The sequence below is a fragment of the Arthrobacter sp. CMU6 genome (genome assembly GCF_059090205.1).
Window position 1 is genome coordinate 24763 of the sequence record NZ_JBNHFL010000032.1, and the last position, 24905, is coordinate 49667.

21 protein-coding genes are annotated in these 24905 nt (G+C 68.1%); 10 read left to right on the forward strand and 11 right to left on the reverse strand.

Annotated features, from left to right (window positions below; translation table 11 throughout):
* Positions 1-49: 49 nt before the first annotated feature.
* Positions 50-1081, forward strand: a complete 1032-nt coding sequence (locus AC5RWD_RS19250; RefSeq protein ID WP_494021547.1) for an FAD-dependent monooxygenase — start codon at positions 50-52, stop codon at positions 1079-1081.
* Between the two features lie 15 nt (positions 1082-1096).
* Here the strand turns inward: AC5RWD_RS19250 and AC5RWD_RS19255 are convergent, their stop codons facing one another.
* The 5 genes from AC5RWD_RS19255 to purB all read right to left on the reverse strand — a co-directional run bounded on the left by AC5RWD_RS19255 (position 1097) and on the right by purB (position 9511).
* A complete protein-coding gene (locus AC5RWD_RS19255) occupies positions 1097-1531 on the reverse strand; it encodes an acyl-CoA thioesterase (protein WP_214852015.1) in 435 nt (144 codons plus the stop codon).
* Positions 1532-1583: 52 nt separating this feature from the next.
* On the reverse strand, positions 1584-2087 hold the full coding sequence (locus AC5RWD_RS19260) for a GNAT family N-acetyltransferase (protein ID WP_494021548.1): 504 nt from the start codon (positions 2085-2087) through the stop codon (positions 1584-1586).
* Between the two features lie 122 nt (positions 2088-2209).
* Positions 2210-7153: an NAD-glutamate dehydrogenase gene (locus AC5RWD_RS19265; RefSeq protein WP_494021549.1), complete on the reverse strand. Its 4944-nt coding sequence runs from the start codon at positions 7151-7153 to the stop codon at positions 2210-2212.
* A 120-nt stretch (positions 7154-7273) separates the two neighbouring features.
* A complete protein-coding gene (locus AC5RWD_RS19270) occupies positions 7274-7939 on the reverse strand; it encodes a histidine phosphatase family protein (RefSeq protein WP_494021550.1) in 666 nt (221 codons plus the stop codon).
* Positions 7940-8068: 129 nt separating this feature from the next.
* Positions 8069-9511 carry an adenylosuccinate lyase gene (gene purB, locus AC5RWD_RS19275; protein WP_494021551.1) on the reverse strand — a complete coding sequence of 481 codons (1443 nt, stop codon included), beginning with the start codon at positions 9509-9511 and terminating at the stop codon, positions 8069-8071.
* Positions 9512-9716: 205 nt separating this feature from the next.
* Here purB and AC5RWD_RS19280 point away from each other — a divergent pair, with 205 nt between their 5' ends.
* The gene (locus tag AC5RWD_RS19280) at positions 9717-10040 is read left to right on the forward strand and encodes a hypothetical protein (RefSeq protein WP_494021552.1); all 324 of its coding nucleotides are present in this window, start codon (positions 9717-9719) and stop codon (positions 10038-10040) included.
* 1513 nt (positions 10041-11553) lie between these two features.
* Here AC5RWD_RS19280 and AC5RWD_RS19285 read toward each other — a convergent pair.
* Complete coding sequence (locus AC5RWD_RS19285) at positions 11554-11982, reverse strand: phage holin family protein (protein ID WP_494021553.1); 429 nt, start codon at positions 11980-11982, stop codon at positions 11554-11556.
* 59 nt (positions 11983-12041) lie between these two features.
* On the opposite strand from AC5RWD_RS19285, the gene hisC reads away from it, so the two are divergent.
* From hisC to AC5RWD_RS19310, 5 genes are all read left to right on the forward strand, one after another.
* Complete coding sequence (hisC, locus tag AC5RWD_RS19290; RefSeq protein ID WP_494021554.1) at positions 12042-13160, forward strand: histidinol-phosphate transaminase; 1119 nt, start codon at positions 12042-12044, stop codon at positions 13158-13160.
* Between the two features lie 148 nt (positions 13161-13308).
* Entirely contained in the window at positions 13309-14535 is a 1227-nt protein-coding gene (gene pdhA / locus AC5RWD_RS19295; protein ID WP_494021555.1) for a pyruvate dehydrogenase (acetyl-transferring) E1 component subunit alpha, read from the forward strand.
* Entirely contained in the window at positions 14535-15515 is a 981-nt protein-coding gene (locus AC5RWD_RS19300) for an alpha-ketoacid dehydrogenase subunit beta (RefSeq protein ID WP_003805652.1), read from the forward strand. Before pdhA ends, AC5RWD_RS19300 begins: the two co-directional genes overlap by 1 nt.
* A gap of 90 nt (positions 15516-15605) precedes the next feature.
* On the forward strand, positions 15606-17141 hold the full coding sequence (locus AC5RWD_RS19305; protein ID WP_494021556.1) for a dihydrolipoamide acetyltransferase family protein: 1536 nt from the start codon (positions 15606-15608) through the stop codon (positions 17139-17141).
* Positions 17142-17237: 96 nt separating this feature from the next.
* Positions 17238-17867 (forward strand): phosphatase PAP2 family protein, encoded by a 630-nt coding sequence (locus AC5RWD_RS19310; protein ID WP_494021557.1) that lies wholly within the window; start codon positions 17238-17240, stop codon positions 17865-17867.
* Positions 17868-17914: 47 nt separating this feature from the next.
* Here the strand turns inward: AC5RWD_RS19310 and AC5RWD_RS19315 are convergent, their stop codons facing one another.
* The 3 genes from AC5RWD_RS19315 to AC5RWD_RS19325 all read right to left on the reverse strand — a co-directional run bounded on the left by AC5RWD_RS19315 (position 17915) and on the right by AC5RWD_RS19325 (position 20187).
* Entirely contained in the window at positions 17915-18256 is a 342-nt protein-coding gene (locus tag AC5RWD_RS19315) for a hypothetical protein (RefSeq protein ID WP_494021558.1), read from the reverse strand.
* 148 nt (positions 18257-18404) lie between these two features.
* On the reverse strand, positions 18405-18836 hold the full coding sequence (locus AC5RWD_RS19320) for a universal stress protein (protein ID WP_494021559.1): 432 nt from the start codon (positions 18834-18836) through the stop codon (positions 18405-18407).
* Positions 18837-18891: 55 nt separating this feature from the next.
* Complete coding sequence (locus AC5RWD_RS19325) at positions 18892-20187, reverse strand: aminotransferase-like domain-containing protein (protein WP_494021560.1); 1296 nt, start codon at positions 20185-20187, stop codon at positions 18892-18894.
* A gap of 126 nt (positions 20188-20313) precedes the next feature.
* Between AC5RWD_RS19325 and AC5RWD_RS19330 the strand changes: the two genes are divergently transcribed.
* Entirely contained in the window at positions 20314-21222 is a 909-nt protein-coding gene (locus tag AC5RWD_RS19330) for an isocitrate lyase/PEP mutase family protein (protein WP_494021561.1), read from the forward strand.
* Between the two features lie 27 nt (positions 21223-21249).
* On the opposite strand, the gene AC5RWD_RS19335 is transcribed toward AC5RWD_RS19330, so the two are convergent.
* Both AC5RWD_RS19335 and AC5RWD_RS19340 read right to left on the reverse strand, forming a co-directional pair.
* Positions 21250-22047 (reverse strand): GerMN domain-containing protein, encoded by a 798-nt coding sequence (locus tag AC5RWD_RS19335; protein WP_494021562.1) that lies wholly within the window; start codon positions 22045-22047, stop codon positions 21250-21252.
* A gap of 368 nt (positions 22048-22415) precedes the next feature.
* Complete coding sequence (locus AC5RWD_RS19340; protein WP_494021563.1) at positions 22416-22982, reverse strand: NAD(P)H-dependent oxidoreductase; 567 nt, start codon at positions 22980-22982, stop codon at positions 22416-22418.
* A 124-nt stretch (positions 22983-23106) separates the two neighbouring features.
* Here AC5RWD_RS19340 and AC5RWD_RS19345 point away from each other — a divergent pair, with 124 nt between their 5' ends.
* Complete coding sequence (locus AC5RWD_RS19345; RefSeq protein ID WP_494021564.1) at positions 23107-23739, forward strand: TetR/AcrR family transcriptional regulator; 633 nt, start codon at positions 23107-23109, stop codon at positions 23737-23739.
* Between the two features lie 67 nt (positions 23740-23806).
* Complete coding sequence (locus AC5RWD_RS19350) at positions 23807-24871, forward strand: Gfo/Idh/MocA family protein (RefSeq protein WP_494021565.1); 1065 nt, start codon at positions 23807-23809, stop codon at positions 24869-24871.
* Positions 24872-24905: the final 34 nt, after the last annotated feature.

Consider the following 24905-nt stretch of genomic DNA (forward strand, 5'->3'; position numbering starts at 1 on the left):
TGTGCGGCCCGCACACCCGGCCGCCCGTCGTCGGGCTTACCATCGGTCCATGGAAGCCATAACCATCATCGGCGGCGGCATTGCCGGCCTCGCGCTCGCGGCCGGCCTGGATCCGGAGCAATTCGACGTGACCGTCCACGAACAGCGGCCCGGTGTGCCGGCGGTGGAGACCTCGCTGGCCATGTGGCCGGAGGCCCAGGCAGCGCTGGCGGTCCTGGGGGTCCTGCCGCAGATCAGGGAGGCGGGCACGGCCTTCGGCGGGATGGCCCTGCGCGACGCCGCCGGCACGGCCCTGGTGGCACCCGAGGTCCGCGGGGTCCTGGGCGTCTCCCGGGCGGATCTCATCCGGATCCTCGAAGCCGCCGTGCCCGCTTCCGTGCGCCGCGTCGAGGGCAGGGTGGACCACATCCCCGTTACCGGACCGCTGGCGTCAGGCCTGCTCGTGGGGGCCGACGGCGTCCACAGCGTGGTCCGCCGCTCCTTCTGGGGCGCGAGGTCGCAGGCACGGCTCACACCGTACCTGGCCTTGCGCGGCGTCCTGCCCGTGCCCGTCCAGGACGACGCCGGCGGGGAATACTGGGGACGCGGACAGCTGTTCGGCATCACGCCCGCGTCCGGCGGGAGGACGTACTGGTATGCCTCGTTCCGCTCGGACCTGGGGCCGGCAGGCGTCGACACGGCCGAAGCACTGAACCAGGCCAGGGAGCGCTTCGCCGGAAGCGCACCCGCCGTCCGGGCCGTGCTGGAGCAGGCCACCCCGGACGCCACGCTGGCGCAGCGGATCTGGACCACGCCCAACCTCGGCAGCTTTGTGCGGCCGGTCGCTGTCCTGGCGGGCGACGCTGCCCACGGCATGACGCCCAACCTTGGCCGCGGCGCCTGCGAGGCGCTCGTGGACGCCGTCACGCTGGCCGAACTCCTCAATGCCCGGCCAATGGAGGAAGCGCTCAAGGCCTACAACCGGCAGCGCGCCCTCAAGACCCAGCTGCTGCGGCTGGCCTCCTCCGCCATGGCGGGCGTGGCCCTCACCGAACGGGCGCAGCCGCTGCGCGACGGGCTCCTCAGGCTGGCTTCCCGTTAGTGCGACGGCGGCGCGCTAGTCCTGCTGCAGCGTTTCCGTGAGGTGGTGCGTGGGGATGCGGTCGCGGTCATAGGTGATTTCCGTGTAGCCGTGCGGCTCCGGCTTGCCAGTGGAACTGAGGTTCACGAACACAATCTCCTCAATGGTGAGGATGCTCTGCCGGGTGATCATGTTGCGCACCTCTGCGCGCATGGTCAGCGACGTGCGGCCAAAGCGCGTGGCGGTCAGGCCCATCTCAATCAGGTCGCCCTGGACCGCGGAGCTGACGAAGTTGATTTCGGAGATGTACTTGGTCACGGCGCGGCCGTTGCCCAGCTGGAGGATGGCGTAGATCGCGGCCTCCTCGTCGATCCACTTCAGCAGGCTGCCGCCGAACAGGGTGCCGTTGGCGTTGAGGTCCTCAGGCCGCACCCACTTGCGCGTGCGGAACGTAATGTCTTTGGTTTCCATAGCGCGAGATTAGCCGACGGCGGGCCGCCCACCTGAGTGTGACGGCAACCGCTCAGGCCATGGCGGTGTGCGCTGCGCTGTGGCTATCGATCTGCTTGGCGAAGCAGTACGAGTGCTCGACGCCGATGTACGGGCCGAAATTTGCCACCGGATCGAATCCGGAGTTCGCGTAGAAGTTGCGGCCGTCAGTCTGCACCGAGCCGGCCTCCGCCGTGATCCGGGTAATCCCCAAGGCAAAGGCCTCCGCCTCCAGGGCGGCCAGGATGGAACTGGCCACGCCGGAGCCGCGGGTGTAGGGGAGAACGTAGAGGCGCTTGATCTCTGCCGTTTCGGCATCGAGCAGCCGCAGGCCGCCGCAGCCCACCGGCTGGCCGGACCCCTTGTCGTAGGCCACGAGGAACACGGCCGTATCCACTTCCGACGGCTTTGGCCCCGGCTCATGGTCGGCGCATCCGAACCGGGCATCAAGTTCGGCCTGCTGGGCGGCCCGCAAGTCTGCGCCCACAGGGTTGGACCAGCTGACTTTCCGGATGTTGAGCCGGGGGTTGGTCTGCATCTGAGCCTCGATTCGCCGAAGGGGTGATGCACATCAAGGCTAGAAGCGCGCCGTTACCGCGGTGTTTCCTGCCGGTAAGCGCCGTGGGAACACTTGGCGTTGCCGTGTTACGGCCGGCCTTCCTATGGCCGCACCAGCGTCCGCAGGAGCTTCAGGGCCACCGAGATGGACGCGATGTTGACTTGCCCCGGCCTGGTCACCTCGGCGAACGTGTCCTTGATCCGGGCCAACTGCTCCTGGTGTCCCCGCTCCCAGGCCACAATGCGTCCAATCGGGTCGGGGGCAGCCGGATCGGTGTCCCGGGTGTGCTGCATGACCGACACCGTCATGTCCGCCACGGCGGAATAGACGTCGTCCCGCAGGGCTGCCCGGGCGAGGGCTTCCCACCGGTTCTGCCGGGGCAGATCGGTGATCCGCAGCAGCAGGCTGGCGGCACCGATGCGCTGGAACACCGTGTAGTACAAATCAACGATCGTGGCCAGGGGCTCCTGGATCTGTTCCGATACCAGCGAGATGTCCAGCAGTCCGAAGCTTTCCAGCAAGTCCGAAGCCCGCCTGCCCAGGTCGCGCGGCAGCCCCACCTGGTCCCAGTGGGACAGGCGGTCCTGCACGCGGTCCAGGTCGGAGCCGCGAAGGTAGTCCGCAGTGCGGGTCCGGAACATCTCCAGTGTTGGCGAGATCCGTGCCAGAGACTCCGCGACGGGACGGTCCCGGTGGTCGTGGGTCACGTACCAACGCGTGGCCCGGTCGAGCACCCGGCGCATGTGCAGTGCCACCTCGGCAGCATGCTCGGTGGGGAACTCGGGCGGAAGGGCGGCGATCCGGTCCACGATCCACGGCAGGTCGTAGACCTCGCGTGCCACCACGAAGGCCTTCGCCACGGCCGCAGGGGTGGCGGTTGTTTCCTCGATGGCGCGGAAGGCGAAGGTGATGCCGCCCAGATTGATCATGTCGTTCGCCACCACGGTGCAGATGATCTCGCGGCGCAGCGGGTGCATGTCCAGTTCGGCGCCGAAGCGCTCTGACAGCTGGCGCGGGAAGTAGCTGCGGAGCACGCCGCGGAACCACGGGTCATCGGCGAGGTCGCTTGCCACGAGGTCCGCGGCCAGCTCGATCTTGGCATAGGCGGCCAGCACGGACAGCTCCGGAGCGGTCAGACCGTGGCCGGAACGGAGCCGGTCATGGAGCTCCTCGGTGCCGGGCAGCGCCTCGATGGTCCTGTCAAGGTCCGCAACGGTTTCCAGCCAGTCCATGGCCCGTTCGAAGCCGGGGCTCCAGTTGGACACGAGGTGCCGGTCGTTGAGCAGGAGCACATTCTGGTCGGTGTTGTTCTTGAGGACCAGCCGGGCGACTTCATCCGTGAGTGAATGCAGGAAGCCGGTCCGTTCCGCGGCCTCCATGCGGCCGGCGGCGATCATCCGGTCAACGAAGATCTTGATGTTGACTTCGTGATCCGAGCAGTCCACCCCGGCCGAGTTGTCAATCGCATCGGTGTTGAGCAGGACCCCTCCCAGCGCTGCCTCGATGCGTCCGCGCTGGGTCAGTCCCAGGTTGCCGCCTTCGGCGACCACCCTCGCCCGCAGCTCGGACCCGTTGACCCTGATGGGGTCGTTGGCCTTGTCCCCGACGTCGGCGTTTGTTTCGCCCGTTGCCTTCACATAGGTGCCGATCCCGCCGTTGTACAGGAGATCCACCGGCGCCCGAAGGATGGCCTGCAGGAGTTCCTGCGGCGCCAGTTCGGTGGCGCCGCGTTCCAGCCCCAGGACGCGCCGAACGGGTTCCGTCACCATGATCGACTTGGCCTGCCGGGAGTAAACGCTGCCGCCTTCGCTGATGAGCGAGGCGTCATAGTCGGCCCAGGATGAACGGGGCAGTCCGAGCAGGCGCCGGCGTTCAGTGAAGGAGGTCGCCGCGTCCGGGTCGGGGTCCAGGAAGATGTGCCGGTGGTCGAAGGCAGCCACCAGGCGGATGTGGCGGGAGAGCAGCATGCCGTTCCCGAAGACGTCGCCGCTCATGTCGCCGATGCCCGCCACGGTGAAGTCATCGTTCCCGATGTCCACGCCCAGCTCCCGGAAGTGCTCCTTCACGGACTCCCAGGCACCTCGGGCCGTGATGCCCATCTGCTTGTGGTCGTAGCCCACCGAGCCGCCTGAGGCGAAGGCATCACCGAGCCAGAACCCGTATTCAGCGGCGAGGAGGTTGGCGGTGTCCGAGAAGGAAGCTGTCCCTTTGTCGGCGGCCACCACCAGGTAGTAGTCGTCGCCGTCGTGGCGGACCACGCGCTCCGGCGGGACCGTTGCAGCTCCGCCGGTTTTTCCGACGGCGGGTTGGACCAGGTTGTCGGTCAGGTCCAGCAGGCCGCGGATGAAGATGCGGTAGCATTCCTGGCCTTCGGCCAGCCAGGCCGCCCGGTCAACGGCCGGGTCCGGCAGCCGCTTGGGATAGAAGCCGCCCTTGGCCCCGGTTGGCACGATGACCGAGTTTTTGACCACCTGCGCCTTCACCAGGCCGAGGATCTCGGTGCGGAAGTCCTCACGCCGGTCGGACCAGCGCAACCCGCCACGGGCCAGTGCACCGAAGCGGAGGTGAACGCCTTCCACGCGAGGCGAATACACCCATATCTCGTACTTTGGCCGCGGCAGGGGCGAACTGTGGATGGCCGCGGGGTTGAGCTTGATGCTCAGGTGCGACTTGGCCTGGTAGTAATTGGTGCGCAGGGTCGCTTCCACAAGGTTCATGAACGTCCGCAGCAGCCGGTCGGCGTCCAACACGGGGACGTCATCGATGGCGGCCAGAAGTTCCTGCCGAGCCGCGGCGGTGTTGTGGAGCCGCTCACTGGTGGTCAGCTCCGGATCGAACTTGGCCGCAAACAGCTCCAGCAGGGCGCGCGTCGCCCGGACGTTGGCCAGCAGCGTTTCGGCGATGAAGCCGTAGGAATTGGTGGTGCCCAGTTGCTGCAGGTACCTGGCATAGCTGCGCAGAATGACAACCTGCTGCCACGGTACCCCTTCACGGATCACGAGGGCATCAAAGCTGTCGGACTCGATGTCTCCCCGCATGGCTGCCGAAAAGGAATCGGCCAGCAGCGCGCCCACCTGCGCGGGGACCACGCCGTCGGGATACTTCACGCCCAGGTCATACAGGTGCAGTTCGCGGCCGCCGCGGCGCAGGCCGAAGGGCCGCTGGTCCAGGACCTCCACACCCAGGTTGTGGAAGAACGGCAGGAACGTCGTGAGGCTGCGGGGCCGGGTGAGGTAGAGCCTGATTCGGGTGCTGCCGGTCGCGGTGGGGGAGGCGCCGGCAAGGGAGGCAGCAGCGGGGGTGGCGCCGTCGGGCCCGGCATCGGCGGCCACGGGCAGGATATAGACGGTCAGGGCGGGGTCGTCCGGGTCCCGGCCGCCCCGCCCATCCAGGTCAAACTCCTCGAACTTGCCGATGTCCCCGATGGCATCCTCCGCGCTGTATTCCGCGCGGTAGCTGGCCGGAAAGGCGCCTGACCAGAGTGCCGTGAGCCTGGCCGCCTCGGGGCCGGGAAAGTGGTCCCTGAGTGCTTCGTCGAGTCCCTCGGTCCAGGAGCGCGTGGCCTGCAGCACCCGCTGTTCCAGCGCAGTGGCATCGACGTCCGGTCTGGCGCCGCGGGCCAGCAGGATCCGGAAAAAGACACGGGCCATGGGGGAGTCTCCCAGCCGCACCTCGAACTCGATGTCCTGTGGCCGGAAGGTCTGGCGGAGAACATGCTCGATCCTGAGCCGGACGGCGGTGTTGTAGCGCCGCCGCGGCAGGAACACCAGGGCATGAACAAAGCGTCCCGGACTGTCCGGGCGAAGGAACAGCCGGGTCCGGCGGCGTTGCTGCACGTCAAGGATGTCAGCGGCCAGCCTGGTCAAATCATCGACGCTGATCGAGAACAGCTCGTCGCGGGGAAATGACTCCAGGACCGCCAGCACGTCCTTGCCCCGCTGAGACCGTGGTGCGGACTCGAGGCGTCCCAGCACTGCTGCCAGCTTGTGGCGGATCACCGGAATCCGGCGCACCGACTGGCTTGAAGCACCCGGCGTGAAGAGACCCACGAAGCGCCGGTCGCCAGTCACCGCGCCTGCGGCATCGAAAACCGGGAGCCGCAGTTCGTCCAGGTAGGAGGCACGCAGCACGCTCGAATGGAGGTCACACGTGGTCAGTGTGAAAACCCCTCCGCCCCGGGGCCCGTTCCACGGTGCGGTTCCGCTGCCGTCCGCAAGGGGACGGCGCAGCAGTCCCAGCGCATTGACCGGCCGTTCTGCTGCCCGGGACGACGCCGGCAGGCGGCGTTCCGGATGGACCTGGCGTTCCGCATAACCCAGGAAGGTGAAGTTGCCGTCCGCCAGCCACCGCAGCAGGTCGCGTACCTGGTCCGGCGGCGGAGTGGATGACACCGGAAAACTGTCCACCGAGCCGATCGCTTCGGTCACCGCGTCCTGTATGGCCGGGGAGTCGTCCGCAGCCGCCCGGACATCGTCCAGCACCCGGTGGAGGTTGGCGGTCAGTTCGTCGACGTTTGATTGCTCCGGGAGCCTGTCGATTTCCACGGCCACCCAGGTCTCGGTGGCCGCCCGGACGTCCGGTGACCCGCCTGGTTCGCCGCCCGCGGTCGGAGCTGACGGCCGGGCTTCATGTGCCGCATCGGGAACAGCCAGCCCCGACCTCGAAGGTCCGTGCCGCAGGTCCAGCAGCCGATGGGTCCGTGAGTCCCGCTGCACCTCGAACGTGGGGTGCACCAGCAGGCGGATCACCGCGTCCTCACGCGTCAGCTCCGCTGTAATCGAGTGGACCAGGAACGGCATGTCGTCCGCGACCACCGCCACGACCGTGGCGTCGAGCTCGTTCAAGACCCCGACGGCGGCGTGCCCCGGGGCGCGCTCCGCCGCGACGGAAAGGTGGTAGATGGCCCGCTCCCGGAGAACGTCGCGGCTGTAATCGCCGATGTCTTCCCCGGACACGTGCTCGTAGTAGTCAGTCAGGAACGATTCGCCGGGCAGGAAGGGGCCGTCCCCGCGGTCCCCGCCCCGCGGCACCGTTTCTTGTGCCATGGCAGTGCGCCTCCACCGTGCGGGACACCGCCGCAAGTCGCGGTTGCCGGTCCTGTCCCGACGCCTGCTTTCATGATGGCCACGCCGGCTGGTGCCCGTCCAGTATGTCGGGCCGCAGACCTAGTCTGTGGCTTTTCCCATCGGGTCCTCGGCTGTGGGATCGGCCAGGGCAAGGCCGCCCACCGGGCTGGCATCCCAGTGAATCAGGTTCCAGCCGTCGTCGGGATCGCCTTCCAGCGCCACGATGCCGGTGTTGGCGAGGACGTGGCGGGCGGCGAATTCCATATCGATGTTGTCCGCGCGATGCGCTGCCCAGACGCGGATCGCGGCGCCGTGGCTCACCACGGCGGTAGCGCCGGCGTCGGCGGCTTCTGCGGCCACCTTGGCGATGGCCGCGTCATAGCGTCCGAAAAACTCGTGGCCGTTGGGTCCGGCGGGCATCCGGCGGTCGAAGTCGCCGTCGGCCCAGGCGAAGACGGTGCTCATGTACCGCCGATGCGACTCGTGGTCCGTCAGCTTCTCCAGGGCGCCCGCTTCGATCTCGTGGATGCCGTCCAGGATCTCCACGTCGAGGCCCAGCTCCCGGCCCAGCGGTTTGGCCGTGATCTGGGTCCGCAGCAATGTGGAGGCGTACAGGGCGCTGATCGGCTCATTCACCAGGGCCCGCGGCAGGGCCTCAGCCTGGCGCTCGCCCAGCTCGGTGAGGCCGGGGCCCGGATGGGCGGTGTCCAGCTGACCCAGCACGTTCCCGGGAGTTTCGCCGTGGCGGATGAGCAGGAGTTTCATGGTTTCGCGGTCCTTGTCATCGTCGGGAAGGCGGCACGAGCCGCGTTGGGCGGGATCGGCCGATTCTTGCGGAAGCCGCCGGAAACGGAAGCGGTGCCGTGCAGCAAAAGCCCGGCACCGCCGTCGTACTTACTTGAGGTGGTCCACCAGCTGGTCCGCAATCCCGGTGTACTTGCCGGGGGTCAGGGCGAGCAGCCGCGCCTCGGCCTCTGCGGAGAGGCCCAGGCCCTGGACGAACTCCTGCATCCGGGCGGCGTCCACGCGCTGGCCGCGGGTGAGGTCCTTGAGCCGCTCGTACGGGTTCTCCATGCCTTCGACGCCGGCAATCGCCTCCGCGCGCATCACCATCTGGATGGCTTCGCCCAGAACTTCCCAGTTGGTGTCGAGGTCCTCGGCCAGCACGCTCTCCGCGACGTCCAGCCGCTCCAGGCCCTTGGCCACGTTGGAAATGGCCAGCAGGGAGTGGCCGAAGGCCACGCCGATGTTGCGCTGGCTGGAGGAGTCCGTGAGGTCGCGCTGCCAGCGGGAGGTGACCAGAGTGGAACCCAGCACGTCCAGGAGCCCGGAGGAGATCTCCAGGTTGGCCTCTGCGTTTTCGAAGCGGATCGGGTTGACCTTGTGCGGCATCGTGGAGGAGCCGGTGGCGCCTGCCACGGGAATCTGCGCGAAGTAGCCGATCGAGATGTAGCTCCAGATGTCCGTGCAGACGTTGTGCAGGATCCGGTTGAAGCGGGCAACGTCGGCGTACAGCTCGGCCTGCCAGTCGTGGCTTTCAATCTGGGTGGTCAGCGGGTTCCAGGTCAGTCCCAGCTTTTCCACGAACGACTTCGCGACCTGCTGCCAGTCGGCGCCCGGGACGGAGGCCACGTGGGCGGCGTACGTGCCGGTGGCGCCGTTGATCTTGCCGAGGTATTCGGTCCTGGCGATGCGCTCCAGCTGCCTGTTCAGACGGTGCGCAATGACGGCGAGTTCCTTGCCCAGGGTGGTGGGCGTGGCGGGCTGGCCGTGCGTGCGGGACAGCATCGGAACGGCGCGGTTGTCTTCGGCCATCTTGCCGATCTGGGCCACGAGGGCCCGGGCGGCGGGCAGCCACACGTCCTCCACAGCACCCTTCACGCCCAGGGCGTAGGACAGGTTGTTGATGTCCTCGGAGGTGCAGCCGAAGTGCACCATGGCGGTGAGGTTCTCGATCCCGATGGCGGGCAGGCGGCGGCCGATGTAGTACTCCACGGCCTTCACGTCGTGGACGGTGACGGCTTCGATTTCGGCCAGCTCGGCGACGGAGGAGGCATCGAATTCGGTGACGATGGCCCGCAGCTGCTGCTGCTGGTCCTCTGTCAGGGGGCCGGCGCCCGGGAGGACGTTGTCCCCGGTCAGGTGGATAAGCCACTCCACCTCGACCGCGACGCGGTCGCGGTTGAGGGCTGCCTCGGACAGGTAGTCAACGAGGGGTGCGACGGCGGACTTGTAGCGGCCGTCCAGCGGGCCGAGCGCGATTTGTTCCCCTGACGCGGCGAGGGCGAGGCGTCCGGAGGGCGTACGGGTGTCAGCTGTGGCGGCAGTTTCAGGCATGACCTGATTCTTTCATGAAGTTCTGTGCCCGCTGAAGCACGGGATTCCGTGTGACTTCTCCTCCACAGCCCCGCCTCCACGCACTTCTCCACATGGACGACGCCGACTGTTCTGTTGGCGGGGGAGGGCACCCTAACGTCGTGGGCAGGAAGCGAGGAAGGGCCGGACGCACGGGCGCCGGCCTACGGGGATGGGGGGTATCCGGATGAGCGCCAGCAGCAGGGCCGTGGGCTTCAGCGTCACAGCGGCCGACGCCGCGGCGTGTGCGTCGCGCAGTTTCGAAGTCCAGCTGCTGGCCGGGCGGATGGAAGCCTGCGCGGAGGAGATCGAAGCCGTCCGGGCCAGGCTCTCGCAGCTCCAGCTCATGGACTGGCAGTCGCCTGCCGGGCTGGCTTACCGGGCCAAGCTCAGGGTGCAGGCTACTGCCCTGGGCGGGGCGCGGGAAAAGGTGCTTGCCGCTGCCCTTGCCCTGCGCCGGCATTCAGTGCGCGTCGCCGAGTCCGCCCTCCCCGCCGCCGGCGGCTACTGATGGCCGGGGTCATGGCCGCGCCGGGCGGAGGCGGCGGGCAGCTCCGTCCCGCCGAACCGGCCTCCAATGATGTCCTCTCCGTGCGCGGCGGAGTAGGCGGAATCTCCTTCCAGCTGGAGGAACTGGAGACGGGGGCGCGGGAGCTGGACGTGCTCGCCCGGGATTTGGCGGCTGTGGAACTTGGAATCTCGAGGGTCTGGGAGGAACTGGGAAACTACCAGCGGGATGACCCCTTTAGCGGTGCCGAGGCCCTGACCGCCGTCTGGGCAGGGCAGCGCTCCGCGGCGGCCGTGCGGGAGGAGCTGGAGCGCCTGGCCGGCGGCGTGCGCGCCTGCCAGCTCGAGTACAGCGCCGCCGAGGGCGCGAATCTGCTCTGGACGAAGCTCCATCTGGACTCGCCGTGGCTGGCGGGGCGGCAGTTTCTCGACCTTGTTCTGTCAGGTGACGGGCGCCCGAACACGGCAGCCACCGAGGCGGTCGTCTCGAGCGACCCCGTGGCTGTGGGCGTCCTCCTCGCGGCGCTCCTGGGAGTGCGGCTGAGTCCCGTGGACCCCGCCGTGAAGCTGGCACTGGCCGCCGGGATGGCGGGCTCGCGTGTCCCAACCCTTGCCCGGATGCTGCTGGACCGTGTTCTGCCGGAACTCAGGCCGCGGCCCGTCAGGGCACTCAGGCAGGGCTCCACGGACATCGCCCTGGATGCCTCCCCGGCAGGCCTCCTTGCCCGGGCAGGTGAGGTGGAAGACGCCGGACCGGGCCACATCGAGATCATCCAGACAACCAGCGGCGGACAGGACGCGTTCATCGTGATCATTCCCGGAACCCAGCCCGGCAACACCGGCGGTCCCAACCCGTTCGACGAGGCCGGCATCGGCGAATCACTGGGGTACGGTTCCGAGTACACGGCCGCAGCCATCCGGACGGCCCTGCGCCAGGCCGGGGCGGAAGTCGGGGACCAGGTGGTGGCCGTGGGCTACAGCCAGGGCGGAATCCATGCAATGAACCTCAGCCAGGACAAGGCGTTCCTGGCCGAGTACAACCTTAAGTACGTGCTGACCGCGGGATCGCCGGTGGGGGCAATAACCCCGGAACCCGGCGTCAGCAGCCTGCACCTGGAGCACCGGCAGGACTGGGTTCCGGGCAGCGAAGGCCTTCCCAACCCGGACACCCGGGACCGCGTGACAGTAACGCTGAACGGAGTGGTCAGGACACCTGCCGGTGAGGACGCAGGTCTTGGCCCCGGGCACAGGCTCTCCAACTATGAGGCAGGAGCCCGGGCAATTTCCGCGAGCCCGGATCCTTCGCTGGTGGCGTCCTCCGCCGCGCTTGCTGGAGTGGTGGGCGCGGGAGGAACCGCCAGGGCCACCCGGTTCCAGCTGGTCCGCGCACCAAAGCCGCCCGCGGCTGCCCTCCAGCCCTCACTGCCCGGCCTGGGCAGGGCAGTCCTTCCCGTCGGCGCTGGTGTCAGCGGGCTCAGGTGTCGGCGGGAGTGCGGGTGTCAGCGGTGCCGCACGTGTCAGCGGTGGCGGGCGCCGGGGAGCCGGTCTGCCACCAGCGAAATGACGGTGATGATGATGGCGGCCAGTACGGCGGTCCAGAAGAACGAATCGATCGTAAAGTGTACGGGCGTGTGGCCGCTGATCCAGGAGGTGAGGTAGAGCATCGCGGCGTTGATCACCACCGTGAACAGCCCCAGCGTCAGGATGGTGATGGGCAAGGAGAGGAAGCTGACCACCGGCCGCACGAAGGCATTGACCAGGCCGAAAATCAGCCCGACGAACAGGTACGCCAGGACAATGCCGGCGGCGTCGGTTCCCTGGTTCACCCCGGTCTTGGCCACGGCTTCCGTGGTGGCGGTGGTGGAGATATCCAAGCCGGGCAGAAGCCAGCTGGCAATCCACAGCGCCAGCCCATTAATGATCACGCGCATGATGAAAGACCGCATGCGCCCATGCTGTCACACCGCCAGGTCAGGCAGGCAGTCCGGGGCATAGGCTAGGTGGCATGACTTCATCAGAGACTATGGCGGGGGGCCTGAGGCCACGGCCGGTGGTTGACCGGCTGCCCCGCTACGCTGCCGGCAAGCCGCCTGTCGCCGTCGACGGCCTCGAAAGCTACAAGCTGTCGTCCAATGAGAACCCGCTGCCGCCCATCCCGGCCGTGGTGGAGGCCATTGCCGCCCAGACCGACTTCAACCGCTACCCCGATCCGCTCAGCACCAAGCTGCGCACGGAGCTCGCCGGCTTCCTGGACGTCCCGGCCGAGGACATCGTCACTGGTGCCGGCAGCCTCGGCGCGCTCACCCAGCTGCTAGCCGCGTTCGCCGGCCAGAACGACGACGGCAAGCCGGACGAAGTGATCTACGCGTGGCGGTCCTTTGAGGCCTATCCCATCTGCGTCGGGCTGGCCGGGGCAGAGAGCGTCCGCATCCCCGTGACGGCTGACGGGCGCCATGACCTCGACGCCATGGCCGCAGCCGTCACCGCGCGAACACGGGTGATCCTGCTCTGCACCCCCAACAACCCCACCGGCCCCATCCTGACCGCCGACGAAACGGAGCGGTTCATCAGGTCCGTGCCTTCGGACGTTGTGGTGGTCATCGACGAGGCCTACCAGGAGTTCGTCCGGGCAGAAGACGCCGTTGACGGCATCCGGATGTACCGCAAGTACCCCAATGTGGTGGTGCTGAGGACGTTCTCCAAGGCGCACGGCCTCGCCGGCCTCCGCGTCGGCTACAGCGTTGCGCAGCCCCAGCTCACCCAGCACCTGCGCGTCGCCGCCACCCCGTTCGCGGTCTCGCAGATCGCCGAACAGGCCGCGGTGGTGTCACTGCAGAATTTTGACCAGGTTGTAGAAAGGGTACAAAGCCTGGTGGAGGAGCGGGACCGCGTGACAGCAGGTCTCCGGGACCTCGGCTGGTTCGTCCCGGACGCGCAGGGGAACTTTGTCTGGCTGGATCTGGGCGAGAACAGCGCGGAGTTTGCCCAGCTCGCCGGGGAACGGGCGCTGTCTGTGCGCGCCTTCGGCAACGAGGGCGTCCGGGTCAGCATCGGCGAAGTGGAAGCGAACACGCGTTTCCTGCAACTCTGTGCGGACTACACAAAACCGCCACGCCGTTCCTAGCGCTTAACAAACAGCCGGCGCTACCTACGCCGGATAAAGTAAGGAACAGTAAGCCAAATATATATGCCTCGCCGGGAATGCATTCCTGCTGAGGCATATATCCCAGCGACATTGCAACGCATCCGGATGCGGCAGGCAAGGAGACGGTATGGGCGCAACACATCTGCCCTCCACCGAGTTCGATGGTACGGAACTGGACGACCAGCTCGAGGCCCAGGCCGAGGCTGCCTTGGGCGTGCCTCCGGCTGAAATGGTCCAGCTTCTGAGCCCGGATGGCACGCTGGGCGCGGACCCTGTGTTCTCCGAGTATGCCGAGCGTCTGGATGCGGAAACGCTCCGGGGTTTCTATGCGGACATGGCGGCCATCCGTCGGTTTGACCAGGAAGCCACGGCCCTGCAGCGGCAGGGCCAGCTGGCGCTGTGGGTTCCGCTGACGGGCCAGGAGGCCGCCCAGATCGGATCGGGGCGGGCCAGCCAGCCGCAGGACTACATCTTCCCCACCTACCGCGAGCACGGCGTCGCCCTGACCCGCAACGTGGACCTGGCCGAACTGCTGAAGCAGTTCCGGGGAGTCTCCAACGGCGGCTGGAACCCCAAGGACACCAACTTCCACCTGTACACGCTGGTGCTGGCTGCGCAGACGCCGCACGCCGTCGGATATGCCATGGGCATCCAGCGCGACCAGCGGCTGGCAGAGGCTCAGGGCGTGGAAGGCTCAGCCGAACCGAAGGCCGCCGTCATGGTTTACTTCGGCGACGGCGCGAGCTCCGAGGGTGATGTCCACGAGTCCATGGTCTTTGCCTCCTCGTACAACGCCCCGGTGGTGTTCTTCTGCCAGAACAACCACTGGGCCATCTCCGTGCCCACCGCAGTGCAGACCCGCATCCCGCTCTCCAACCGGGCCAAGGGCTACGGCTTCCCGGGCATCCGCGTCGATGGCAACGACGTCATCGCTGTCCACGCCGTCACCGAATGGGCGCTCGAACACGCGCGCCAGGGCAACGGCCCGGTCCTGATCGAGGCGTTCACCTACCGCGTGGGAGCCCACACAACAGCCGACGATCCCACGAAGTACCGCGAGTCCTCAGAAGAGGCCCTGTGGCGCGAAAAGGACCCGCTGGACCGCCTGGAGAAGTACCTCCGCGCCGAGGGCATGGCCGACGAGGCGTTCTTCGCCAAGGTTGCCGCCGACGGCGACGAACTCGCCGCCTACATCCGCAAGTCCACGTACGAGTCGGACGCCCCGGACATCAGGACCGCCTTTGCCAACACCTACGTGGAGGCGCATCCGCTCGTGGCCGAGGAACTGGCGTGGTTCGAAGAGTACAGCGCGGGCTTTGCCGGCGAGGACGAGGGAGAAGGGGCAGGCCGCTGATGACCACCATGACCATTGCCAAGGCCATCAACGAAGGCCTGCGCGCCACGCTCAGCAACAACCCCAAATCGCTCCTCATGGGCGAGGACATCGGCCCTCTCGGCGGCGTCTACCGCGTCACCGACGGACTGATCGGCGAGTTCGGGCCCGACCGCGTGGTGGACACCCCGCTTGCAGAATCCGGCATCATCGGCACCGCGATCGGCCTGGCGCTGCGCGGTTACCTCCCCGTTGCAGAGATCCAGTTCGACGGGTTCGTCTTCCCCGGCTTCAACCAGATCACCACGCAGCTGGCCAAAATGCATTCGCGCAGCAACGGCAATCTCACCGTGCCCGTGGTCATCCGCATCCCCTACGGCGGCGGCATCGGCTCCATCGAGCACCACTCGGAATCGCCGGAGGCGCTGTTCGCGCACACCCCCGGCCTGCGCATCATCACCCCGTCCAACCCCCACGACGCCTACTGGATGATCCAGCAGGCCGTGAACTGCCAGGACCCGGTGATCGTCTTTGAACCTAAGCGCCGCTACTGGCTTAAGGGTGAGGTCGACACCGAATCGGCCGGTCCGGCCGAAGACCCGTTCAAGGCCCACGTGGTCCGGGAGGGAACCGACGCCACCGTGGTGGTCTACGGTCCGCTCGTCCCCGTGGCCCTTGCCGCCGCGAATGCGGCGGCTGAGGACGGCCGCAGCATTGAGGTGATCGACCTGCGCTCCATCTCGCCGATCGACTTCGACGCCATCGAGGCCTCGGTCAAGAAAACGGGCCGGCTGGTGGTGGCGCACGAGGCTCCCACCTTTGGCGGCATCGGCGGCGAAATCGCTGCCCGCATCAGCGAACGGGCCTTCCTGTCGCTGGAGGCGCCGGTCATCCGGGTGGGCGGCTTCCACATGCCCTACCCCGTGGCAAAGATCGAAGAGGACTACCTCCCGGACATCGACCGCATCCTTGAGGCGCTGGACCGCACCTTCGCGTACTAACGCCGTTGGGCGCCAGCGCCTGCCGTCTTTTTCGCCTACAGTTACCTCCGCACCTCCCGGAGCGACCCAGCTTTCGAACCCGAGGATCCCATGACGCTTAACAAGTTCAACCTCCCCGACGTCGGTGAGGGCCTGACCGAGGCAGAGATCGTTTCGTGGAAGGTCAAGCCCGGCGACGCGGTGGCCATCAACGACGTCCTGTGCGAGATCGAGACCGCCAAGTCCCTCGTGGAACTCCCGTCCCCGTTCGCCGGTACGGTCACCGAACTGCTGGTTCCGGAAGGCGCGACGGTCGACGTCGGGACGGCAATTATCAGCGTGTCTGACACCATGGCCGGCGATCCGACGCCGGCCGACGCGCCGCTGCCCCCGGTCCCGGACGCCGGGCCGGCGCCGATGTACGGAAAGCTGAGGGACGACGGCGAAGCCGGCGTCAGCGGTCTTGCTGCCGGTCCCCTGGTGGGTTCCGGTCCGAAGGCCGACGCCGTGAAGCGGCGGCCCCGCAAGACGGGGCACGTCATTCCGCCAGACGCAATGCACGGTGCTCCGGAGGTTGAGCCTGTCCAGCCCCGGTCTGCCGAGGAAGTACTCTCGGACGGTCCGGCCAGCGCCGGCACGGTGGCCGTCGGCACACTCGCCGGCCCTGCCGTGACGAGGCGGCCCGAGTGGACTCCAGCAATCGAGGCCGACAAGCCGACGCTTGGCGGCGCCATTTCCGGCCTCATGAACAGGGTCCTGGCCAAGCCGCCGGTGCGCAAGATCGCCCGCGACCTGGGCATTGACCTTGCCGACGTCGTGGCCACGGGGGCCCGCGGCGAGGTCACGCGCGAGGACCTGGTCAGCTACCAGGCGCAACGCGACGCCGAAGTGGACAAGGCGGACACCTTCTGGGGGACGTCAGGCCGCCCGCAGGAGCAGCGGATCGAGCGAATCCCGGTCAAGGGCGTCCGCAAGGCCACCGCGAAGGCCATGGTGGAGTCGGCGTTCTCCGCGCCGCACGTGAGCATCTTCGTGGACGTGGACGCCAGCCGCACCATGGAATTCGTCAAGCGGCTCAAGGCTTCGCGCGACTTCGAGGGCATCAAGGTCTCCCCGCTGCTGATCCTGGCGAAGGCAGTCATCTGGGCGGCGGCGCGGAACCCGAGCGTGAACGCCACCTGGGTGGACAACCCGGAGGGCAGTGACTCCGCTGAAATCCACGTCAAGCACTTCATGAACCTGGGCATTGCCGCGGCCACGCCCCGCGGCCTGATGGTGCCCAACATCAAGAACGCCCAGGACCTGTCCCTCAAGGAACTGGCGCTGGCCCTCAACGAGCTCGCCACCACCGCGCGTGCCGGCAAGACCCAGCCCGCGCAGATGCAGGGCGGCACCCTGACAGTCACCAACATCGGCGCACTCGGCATCGACACTGGAACGCCCATCATCAACCCCGGCGAGGTGGCCATCGTGGCGTTCGGCACCATCAAGCAAAAGCCGTGGGTCCTTGACGGCGAGGTCATTCCGCGCTGGATCACCACGCTCGGTGGATCCTTCGATCACCGCGTCGTGGACGGCGACCTTTCCGCCCGCTTCATGGCCGACGTCGCTGCCATCCTGGAGGAGCCTGCGCTGCTGCTCGACTGACCCGCGATACTGGTCCGCCTGCTCGACTGACGGGCCCCCGGAGGGGTACCCTCCGGGGAAAGGGGGGATGGACCGGACAGCAGGGACGGGGTTCCCATGGGTGAGGATCGCGGGATTGTCAGCATCCGCCTGAAGAACCGCGTGGCCCGGGTCATCACCGAGGCCCTTCAGCCGCCCATCACCGTGGCGCTGCTTCTCCTGCTCAGCCCGGCAATGGAACCCGGCTTTCCGGGCACGGTCTGGTTCGGCGCCGTGGCGGTGCTGTTTGTGTGCGTGCTGCCGCTGGCCGCCGTCGTTATTCTGGTCCGGCTGGGCAAGGTGACGGACCACCACGTTAGCGACCGCAGGCAACGCGCACCGGTGCTTGCCATGACAGTGGTGTCGCTGCTCGCCGGGCTGGCGGTGCTGCGGGCCATCAACGCGCCGTACAGCGTCATTGTGGTGGTGTTGGCGATAGTGGGCGGCGTGGTGGTGCTCGCCGTCATCAGCCTGTTCTGGAAAATCAGCGGCCACGCCGGGGCCATCGCGCTGACGACGGTCATTACTGTGCTGATCCTGGGCGTTCCGTGGATTCCGCTGCTGCTGCTGATTCCTGCTGTCGGCTGGTCCAGGGTGGTGCTGCGCGCCCACACGGTGGCTCAGGTTGTTGCCGGCGCCCTGGTGGGCGGCGGAGTCACCGCCGGGCTGTGGTGGCTGCTGCGTGAGGTCCTGGTCCGGATCGGCTGACGCCGCGGACTGATCCCGGTGACCGGCGCCCGGCGGCAGAGGCTGGCCTAGTAGGCGGCGTAGGAGTTGGCCAGCAGCTGGGCCATGGCCGGATCGGCGGACATGCCTGCCATGCTTACCGCGGCGGCCAGCATGACGCCGCAGACGGCGGCGATGCCGCTGCTCACGAGGGTGAGGAACTTCCAGTCCTCACGCAGGACGCTCTTGAGCGTGTCCGGCAGCTGCAGGTCCGGGGAGATGAGGTTGGGGGCGCTGTCCACGGAGCCGTCGTCGAGGAGGGCGATGACGCGTCCGGCGGAGCGGTCCACGCGCATGGCGCTGATGTGGTTGCCGTGGCGGGCAAGGAGGATGTCGTGGCCGACGAGGTGGCGGCGCTGGAGTGTAAGCACAGTGTTCCCCTGAAAGGTAGATTTGGGTTTGGCCGCACCATCGGGGGCACCTCCAATTTTATCTTTCAGGGCATGCCGGATTGCCGGAAACCGGGGTGAGACTGCCCACCAGCCCGGGTGATCCGCGTCAAGTCAGGCCCGCACTGCGCTAGTCGGCGCCGTAGGTATTCGCGATGTAGACGTCGCAGGACGCGCTGTGGGCTACGCTGTTCGCCACACTGCCCAGCACGCGCCCGATGCCCTGCATGCGGCGGTTTCCCACCACGATCATGCTTGCGTCGAGCCGGTCCGCCTCCTTGACCAGGGCTTCGGCGGGTTTGCCCCGCGCGGAGGAATAGGTGACCTGGAGCTCGCCGCCCGCCAGCGCCGCGGCCACATCCCGGGCCACCTTTTCGGCTTCCCCGGCGTCGGACACGATCCACCGGTCACTGCCGCTGCCGAAGACTTCGGTCCGGTCCGTATCGAACGCAGACACGACGTGGAGCCTGGCGCCCAGCGCCGCGGCCAGGTCCCGCGCCACCTCCGCTGCCTTCCGCGCGGTGCCGCTTCCGTCCACGCCCACAACAATTGTTCCCGCCATGGCTTTGCCTCCTTGGTGTCGTGACTAATCCGTTGTTCCTTTTCGCGGCCGCAGCTCAGGCCAGCGCGTCTATGGCTTCCTGCAGCACCGGAGCCAGGCGTCGCACGCCCTCCTCGATGGCCTCCGGCGGAACGGCGCTGAACGCCAGGCGGAGTTTGTTCGACGGGGAGTCCGAGTGCGTGAAGGCCGCGCCCGGAATGAAGACGACGCCGGCGTCAATGGCCTTGCGGAGCAGGGGGTAGGTGTCCACGCCCTCCGGCAGCGTCACCCACACGAAGAAACCGCCCTGCGGCCGGGTCCAGCTGAGCCCCCCGGGCATGTGCGCCGCCAGGGCCGCCAGCATCGCATGGCAGCGCTCGGCATACAGCCCGCGGTACGTCTCGATCTGGCCCTTCCAGTCGTAGTCCCGGAGATAGGCCGAGACGAGCATCTGGTTCAGCGTGGGCGGGCAGAGCGTTACTGCCTCGGAGGCGAGGTAGTAGCGGCGCTGCAGGTGGGCGGGAACCAGGGCCCAGCCGATGCGCAATCCCGGGGCAAAGATCTTCGAGAACGAGCCCATGTAGATGACGTCGTCGGGGTTGCCTGCACGCAGGGGGGCCAGCGGCTCGCCGTCGAACCGGAGCAGGCCGTAAGGGTTGTCTTCCAGAACCAGGATGTTGGCGCGGCGGCAGATGTCCACGATCTGCTGCCGGCGGTCCTGCGCCAGCGTGATGCCGGATGGGTTGTTGAAGTTGGGGATGGTGTAGAGGAACTTGATGTTTTTCCCCGCGGTCTGGAGCGCCGCGATCCTGGCCTCAAGAAGCTCAGGCACGAGGCCGTCATCGTCCATGGGGACGGCCTCCACCTGGACCTGGTAGGCCTCGAACGTGTTCAGCGCCCCCACGTAGGTGGGTTCCTCCACGAGGACCACGTCGCCGGGGTTGCAGAACACCTTGGTGGCAACGTCCTGGGCGGACTGCGAACCGGCCGTGATTACCACGTTCTCCGGCTTGGCGTCCATGATGCCTTCGGCGGCCATGACTTCGCAGATCTGCGTGCGCAGCTCCTCGGTGCCCTGGCCCCCGCCATACTGAAGTGCGGTCAGGCCGTCCTCGGCGATGATCCGGGCGGCCGTTTCGGCGAGCTTTTCAAGGGGCAGGGACTGCAGGTAGGGGCTGCCGCCGGCCAGCGAGACCAAGCCCGGCCGCATGGAGATGTCGAAAACATCCCGGACGGCGGACTGCTTGATGTTTGCGGCGCGCTCGGAGAAGAGTTCGTCGTGGCGGTGGGCTGATGTCGCGGCCCGCTCGATGGCGTCGATGGCTTCGGCGGGTAGGACGGCTGCGGCGGCGTCGAGTGTCTCGTGGGTCACACTCCCAGAGTACAGCCTTTGGTTGCTGATTAGGCAACAGCTGTTGACCGGGAATCCGGGCGTGATTTCTGAACTGGTGCCGGAGAGCCGCTTTACCTTCGGTAGGGCAGGGCATGGAATGGAGCCATGACGTCACTTGAGCCTGCGCCCGCACTGTCCCAGCCCGCCAAGGCCAACGCCTTCCGCCAGATGCACGCCGGCGGAGCCGTTCCGCTGGTGCTGGTGAATGTGTGGGATGCCGCCTCGGCCCGGCTTGTGGAGAAAGCCGGGGCGCGCGCCATTGCCACCTCGAGCTCGGCCATCTCGTGGAGCCTGGGGTTTCCGGACGGCAGCCACGTCCCGCCGGGCCTGGCCTTCGCCGCGCTGCGCAGGATTGCCGCGGCCACGAGCCTTCCGGTCACGGCGGATATCGAAGCGGGTTACGCGGGTGCGGACGGCGCCTTCGATGACGGCCTGCTCCGGCAGACTGTCACGGCGGTGCTGGAGGCCGGCGCGGTGGGCGTGAATATCGAAGACTCCGGCGGCACGTCCCTCACGGCCGTGGACGAGCAGGCCCGCAGGATCAGCCTGGTCCGCGGCATCGCGGCGGAGTCCGGCGTGCACCTCTTCATCAATGCCCGCACGGACACGTACCTTTCCGGGCAGTTCGGTGACTCCGCCTTCGAGGAAACGCTGGAGCGCGCCGGGGGCTACCTCGCTGCGGGGGCCGACGGGATCTTCGTTCCCGGCGTGACGGACCTCCATGTCCTGCATGAACTCAGCAGGCGGATACCGGCGCCGCTCAATGCGCTTGCCGGCGTCGGATCGGCGTCAGTGGGCGAACTGCACGACGCCGGTGTGCGGCGGGTCAGCATCGGCGGCAATGCAGCGAAGGCGGCCTACGCAACGGTTTCCCGGGTGGCAGCCGAAATCCTGGGCGACGGCAACTGGTCCGAACTCGCCGGCTCGCCGAGTCACGCTGAAATGGATGCCCTGTTCTCCGGGAACGCCGGCTCGCCTGGGGAGCCCGGCTCGCCCGGGACGCCGGGTGGCTAGGGACGCCGGGTGCCTCGTGGTCCGGACCTAGCGGAGGCCCAGAACGTCGGCGAGCGGCACCCCGTTGACGTAGATTTCTGCCCGGACGGCATCCACGGCCGTGACGGCTGTGTGGGTGAGCTGGGCTTCGATCCGCGGAAGATCGCAGACACCGCCGGGCTGCACCGCGCCGGTCAGGTTCACCACCACGGTGGTGCCGTCGAGGTAGCCGGAGACGTATTGGAGCGAGGACGCGGACAGTGCGTTGTACAGGCCGCTCGCAGGCGGCGCGCCCGGACCTGACAGCAGCCTGCCCATGGCGGCCTGCAGTGGCTCACTGATGGTGGAGTCGGTGTTGTGCACTGCCACCAGGCTGTCGTTGCAGCCGAAGCGGACGCCGGACCGGCCGCCGTCGTCGAGGGCCACATAGTAGACCGCAGTGCCGGCGCCTGGAGCTGCGCCCGTGCCGATGCCGGGCGACGTGGCCCCCGGCGCCGCGGGACCGGCTGCGGTGGAACCGGCTGTGGGGCCCGGGGAAGCGGGTCCGGCTGCGGCTCCTGAAGCGGGCGCGGGCTGTTGCCCGGTTCCTCCCGGCAGCTGTGCGTGCGTGTCCGGTCCCTCGACGCCGGTTCCGAGTCCGCCGGACGGAAGGCCGCCGGACCCTGAACCGCCGCCCTGGGCGCCGGCAGTCGGGCCGCCGGTGTTTGGGCCTGCGGGCGGAGAAGCCGAGCCGGCCGAGGGAGCAGGTTCGGAAGCCCCGGCCGCTGTTCCCTGGCCTGTTGTGCCGGAGGCTCCCAGACCGGATCCTGATGCGGTGGGCTCGCCGCCTTCCCCGGGCGGGCTCACCGGAGGTGCCGGACGCGGTGCGGGGGCCGCCGCAGGGGCGGTTCCGGGGTCGTAAACATTTGGGAGGGGAGCACAGGAGGCGAGCCACAAGGGAAGCGTCAGGCAGAAGGCGGCAACCGCCGTCGTCAGCGGTCTGACTCCCCAGCTCGACTTCATGACTGCACCGCACTCCCTGCCCCGGCACGTCCCGTACATCTACGTTACGGCGGGGCGGCGGGGCGGGGAACGATGCCCGGGTGTCAGTTTGGCCGCAGCTCAGTCACGGATTGGTTGCGGTGTGCCCCGGCTGGCGGCCGGCACGCAGAGCCTGGAAACAGTGCACGCCCCCGGCCATTGGATGGCCGGGGGCGTGCGAAGGGAGGAGCTGCTTAAGCAGCTGCACCGGCAGGCTCGACGGCGGCAAGCGCGCCGAAGAGTTCCTTGATCTGCTCAACGACCTCGGCGTCGTCCTTCGGGTGGGTTTCCGCGAAGCGGACCATCGAGCCGGGGACGGCGAGCTTGGCGTCCTCCAGGACTCGGGCCCCGGCAATGCCGACAGCCTTGCGGGCCTCGTCCTGGGCCCAGACGCCGCCGAACTGGCCAAAGGCGGTGCCGACGACGGCAGTGGGCTTACCGGCGAGGGCGCCGGCGCCGAACGGGCGGGACAGCCAGTCGATGGCGTTCTTCAGCGAGGCGGGCATGGTGCCGTTGTGCTCTGGGGTGACCAGCAGCAGGGCATCCGCCTGGCTGGCTGCCTCGCGCAGGGCGGCGGCGGCTGCCGGGATCTGGCCTTCGACGTCGATGTCCTCGTTGTAAAACGGGATGTTGCCCAGGCTCTCGTGGATCAGGATCTCAATGCCTTCGGGGGCGTTCAGCTGGATGGCTTCGGCGAGCTTGCGGTTGTGGGAGTCGGCGCGCAGGCTTCCCACCAGGGCGAGTACGGTGCTCTTGGACATGTGAACTCCTTGGGTCTTGCCGCGGAACGCTCCGCGGCGACTGGATGTTGGAGGCGTTTGATGCCTTCATCCAGACTAAACGGACTACGGTCCGGATATTATTCCCGGGTCTAGAATGCTTGGTGTGAGCCTCATCCCAATTCGCTCCGGGTCCTCATCCGGCCCTGGATCATCGCCCGGCTCCGGAGCGGAACGCAGCGATGCTGCCCGGAACCGGGAACTGCTCCTGTGCGCTGCCCGGCAGCTAGTGGAGGAGTGCGGCGCCGACGGCGTGACCATGGACAAGCTGGCGGAGCGCGCAGGCGTGGGCAAGGGGACGGTGTTCCGCCGCTTCGGCAGCCGCGCCGGGCTCATGATGACCCTGCTCAGCGATGCCGAGGCCGAATTCCAGGGCCGCTTCATGTTCGGGCCGCCGCCGCTTGGTCCCGGGGCGCCGCCGCTGGAGCGGCTGATCGCCTTCGGTGCCGAGCGCATCCGCTACGTCCTGGAATACGGTGAGCTCGCCAGGGCCGCCCAGGCGTCCCTGCACAACAGGTTCGAGGCCCCCGCTGCCGTCTTGTGGCACCGGCACCTTGAACACCTGCTGCGCTCGGCGGGTTTTGAGGCGGACCCGTGGCTGATGGCCATGTCCCTCAGCGCTACCCTTGACCCCGAACGGCTGCTGCACGCCGTCCGCGTGCAGCACGTTTCGCCGGAGCGGCTGGAGGAGTCCTGGCGCGAGCTCGTCACCCGCGTCGCCGGAGGCCCGGCGGGTTGAACGGCTGAAAGCCGAACCGGCTGGACCGGGAGCTTGCGGGCGCTGGGCCACGGGGTAGCGTGGCACCATGAGCATCGATTCCTCCGTGTCCCCCACTCCCATCCGTACCGCCGTGGTGGGCTTTGGCCTCTCCGGCCGGGTTTTCCATGCGCCGCTGGTTGCGGCGGACCCCAGCTACTCGCTGGATGTGATCGCAACCTCTGATCCTGGCCGGCAGGCGGCCGCCGCCGGGCAGTATCCCGGCGTGAAAACAGTGCCCGACGGCGATGCCGTCCTTGCGCTGGCCCCTGACCTTGACCTTGTGGTGCTGGGGACGCCGCCGGCCACCCACTATCCGCTGGCGAAGGCCGCGCTGGAGGCCGGACTCGACGTCGTCGTCGACAAGCCGTTCGCCGTGACGAGCGGGCAGGGGCAGGAGCTGATCGCGCTCGCGGAGCGGCTGGGGCGGGTGCTGACGGTGTTCCAGAACCGGCGCTGGGACGGGGACTACCTCACGGTCAAGGCCCTGCTGGAGGGCGGGGTGCTGGGCGAGGTGACGCGGTTCGAGTCACGCTTTGAACGGTGGTCGCCCGAAGTTTCGAAGGCCTGGAAGGCGGAGGCCACGGCGGCTGACGGCGGCGGTGTCCTGTTCGACCTCGGAACCCACCTCCTGGACCAGGCGCTGCAGCTCTTCGGCCCGGGCACGGTGGTCCATGCCGAGCTCCTGGCCCGGCGCCCGGGTGAGAAGACGGATGACGACTGTTTCGTGGTCCTGCGGCACGGGAGCGGCGTGCTCAGCCACCACTGGATGAACATGCTCTGCGCCCAGCAGGGCCCGCGCTACCGGGTCCTCGGCACCGGCGGCGCCTACACCAAGCACGGCGTGGACCCGCAGGAGCCGTACATTGTCGCGGGAGGGAGCCCGCTGGATTCGGAGTACGGTGTGGAGTCCCCCGAATGGGCCGGGCAGCTGGGCCGCGACGGGCACCTTGACCGGCTGCCCACCGAACGCGGGAACTACCCAGAGTTCTACCGGATCCTCGCAGCCAAGATTTCCGACGGCGGCGCCGCCTCGGCCCTGCCCGTCCCGGTTGATCCGGCCGGCCCGGTCGAAGTCCTCAAGCTGATAGAACAGGCCCGGGCGCTTGCTTAAATGAAGCCGCTGGTTGAGCTTGCCGAAACCAAGG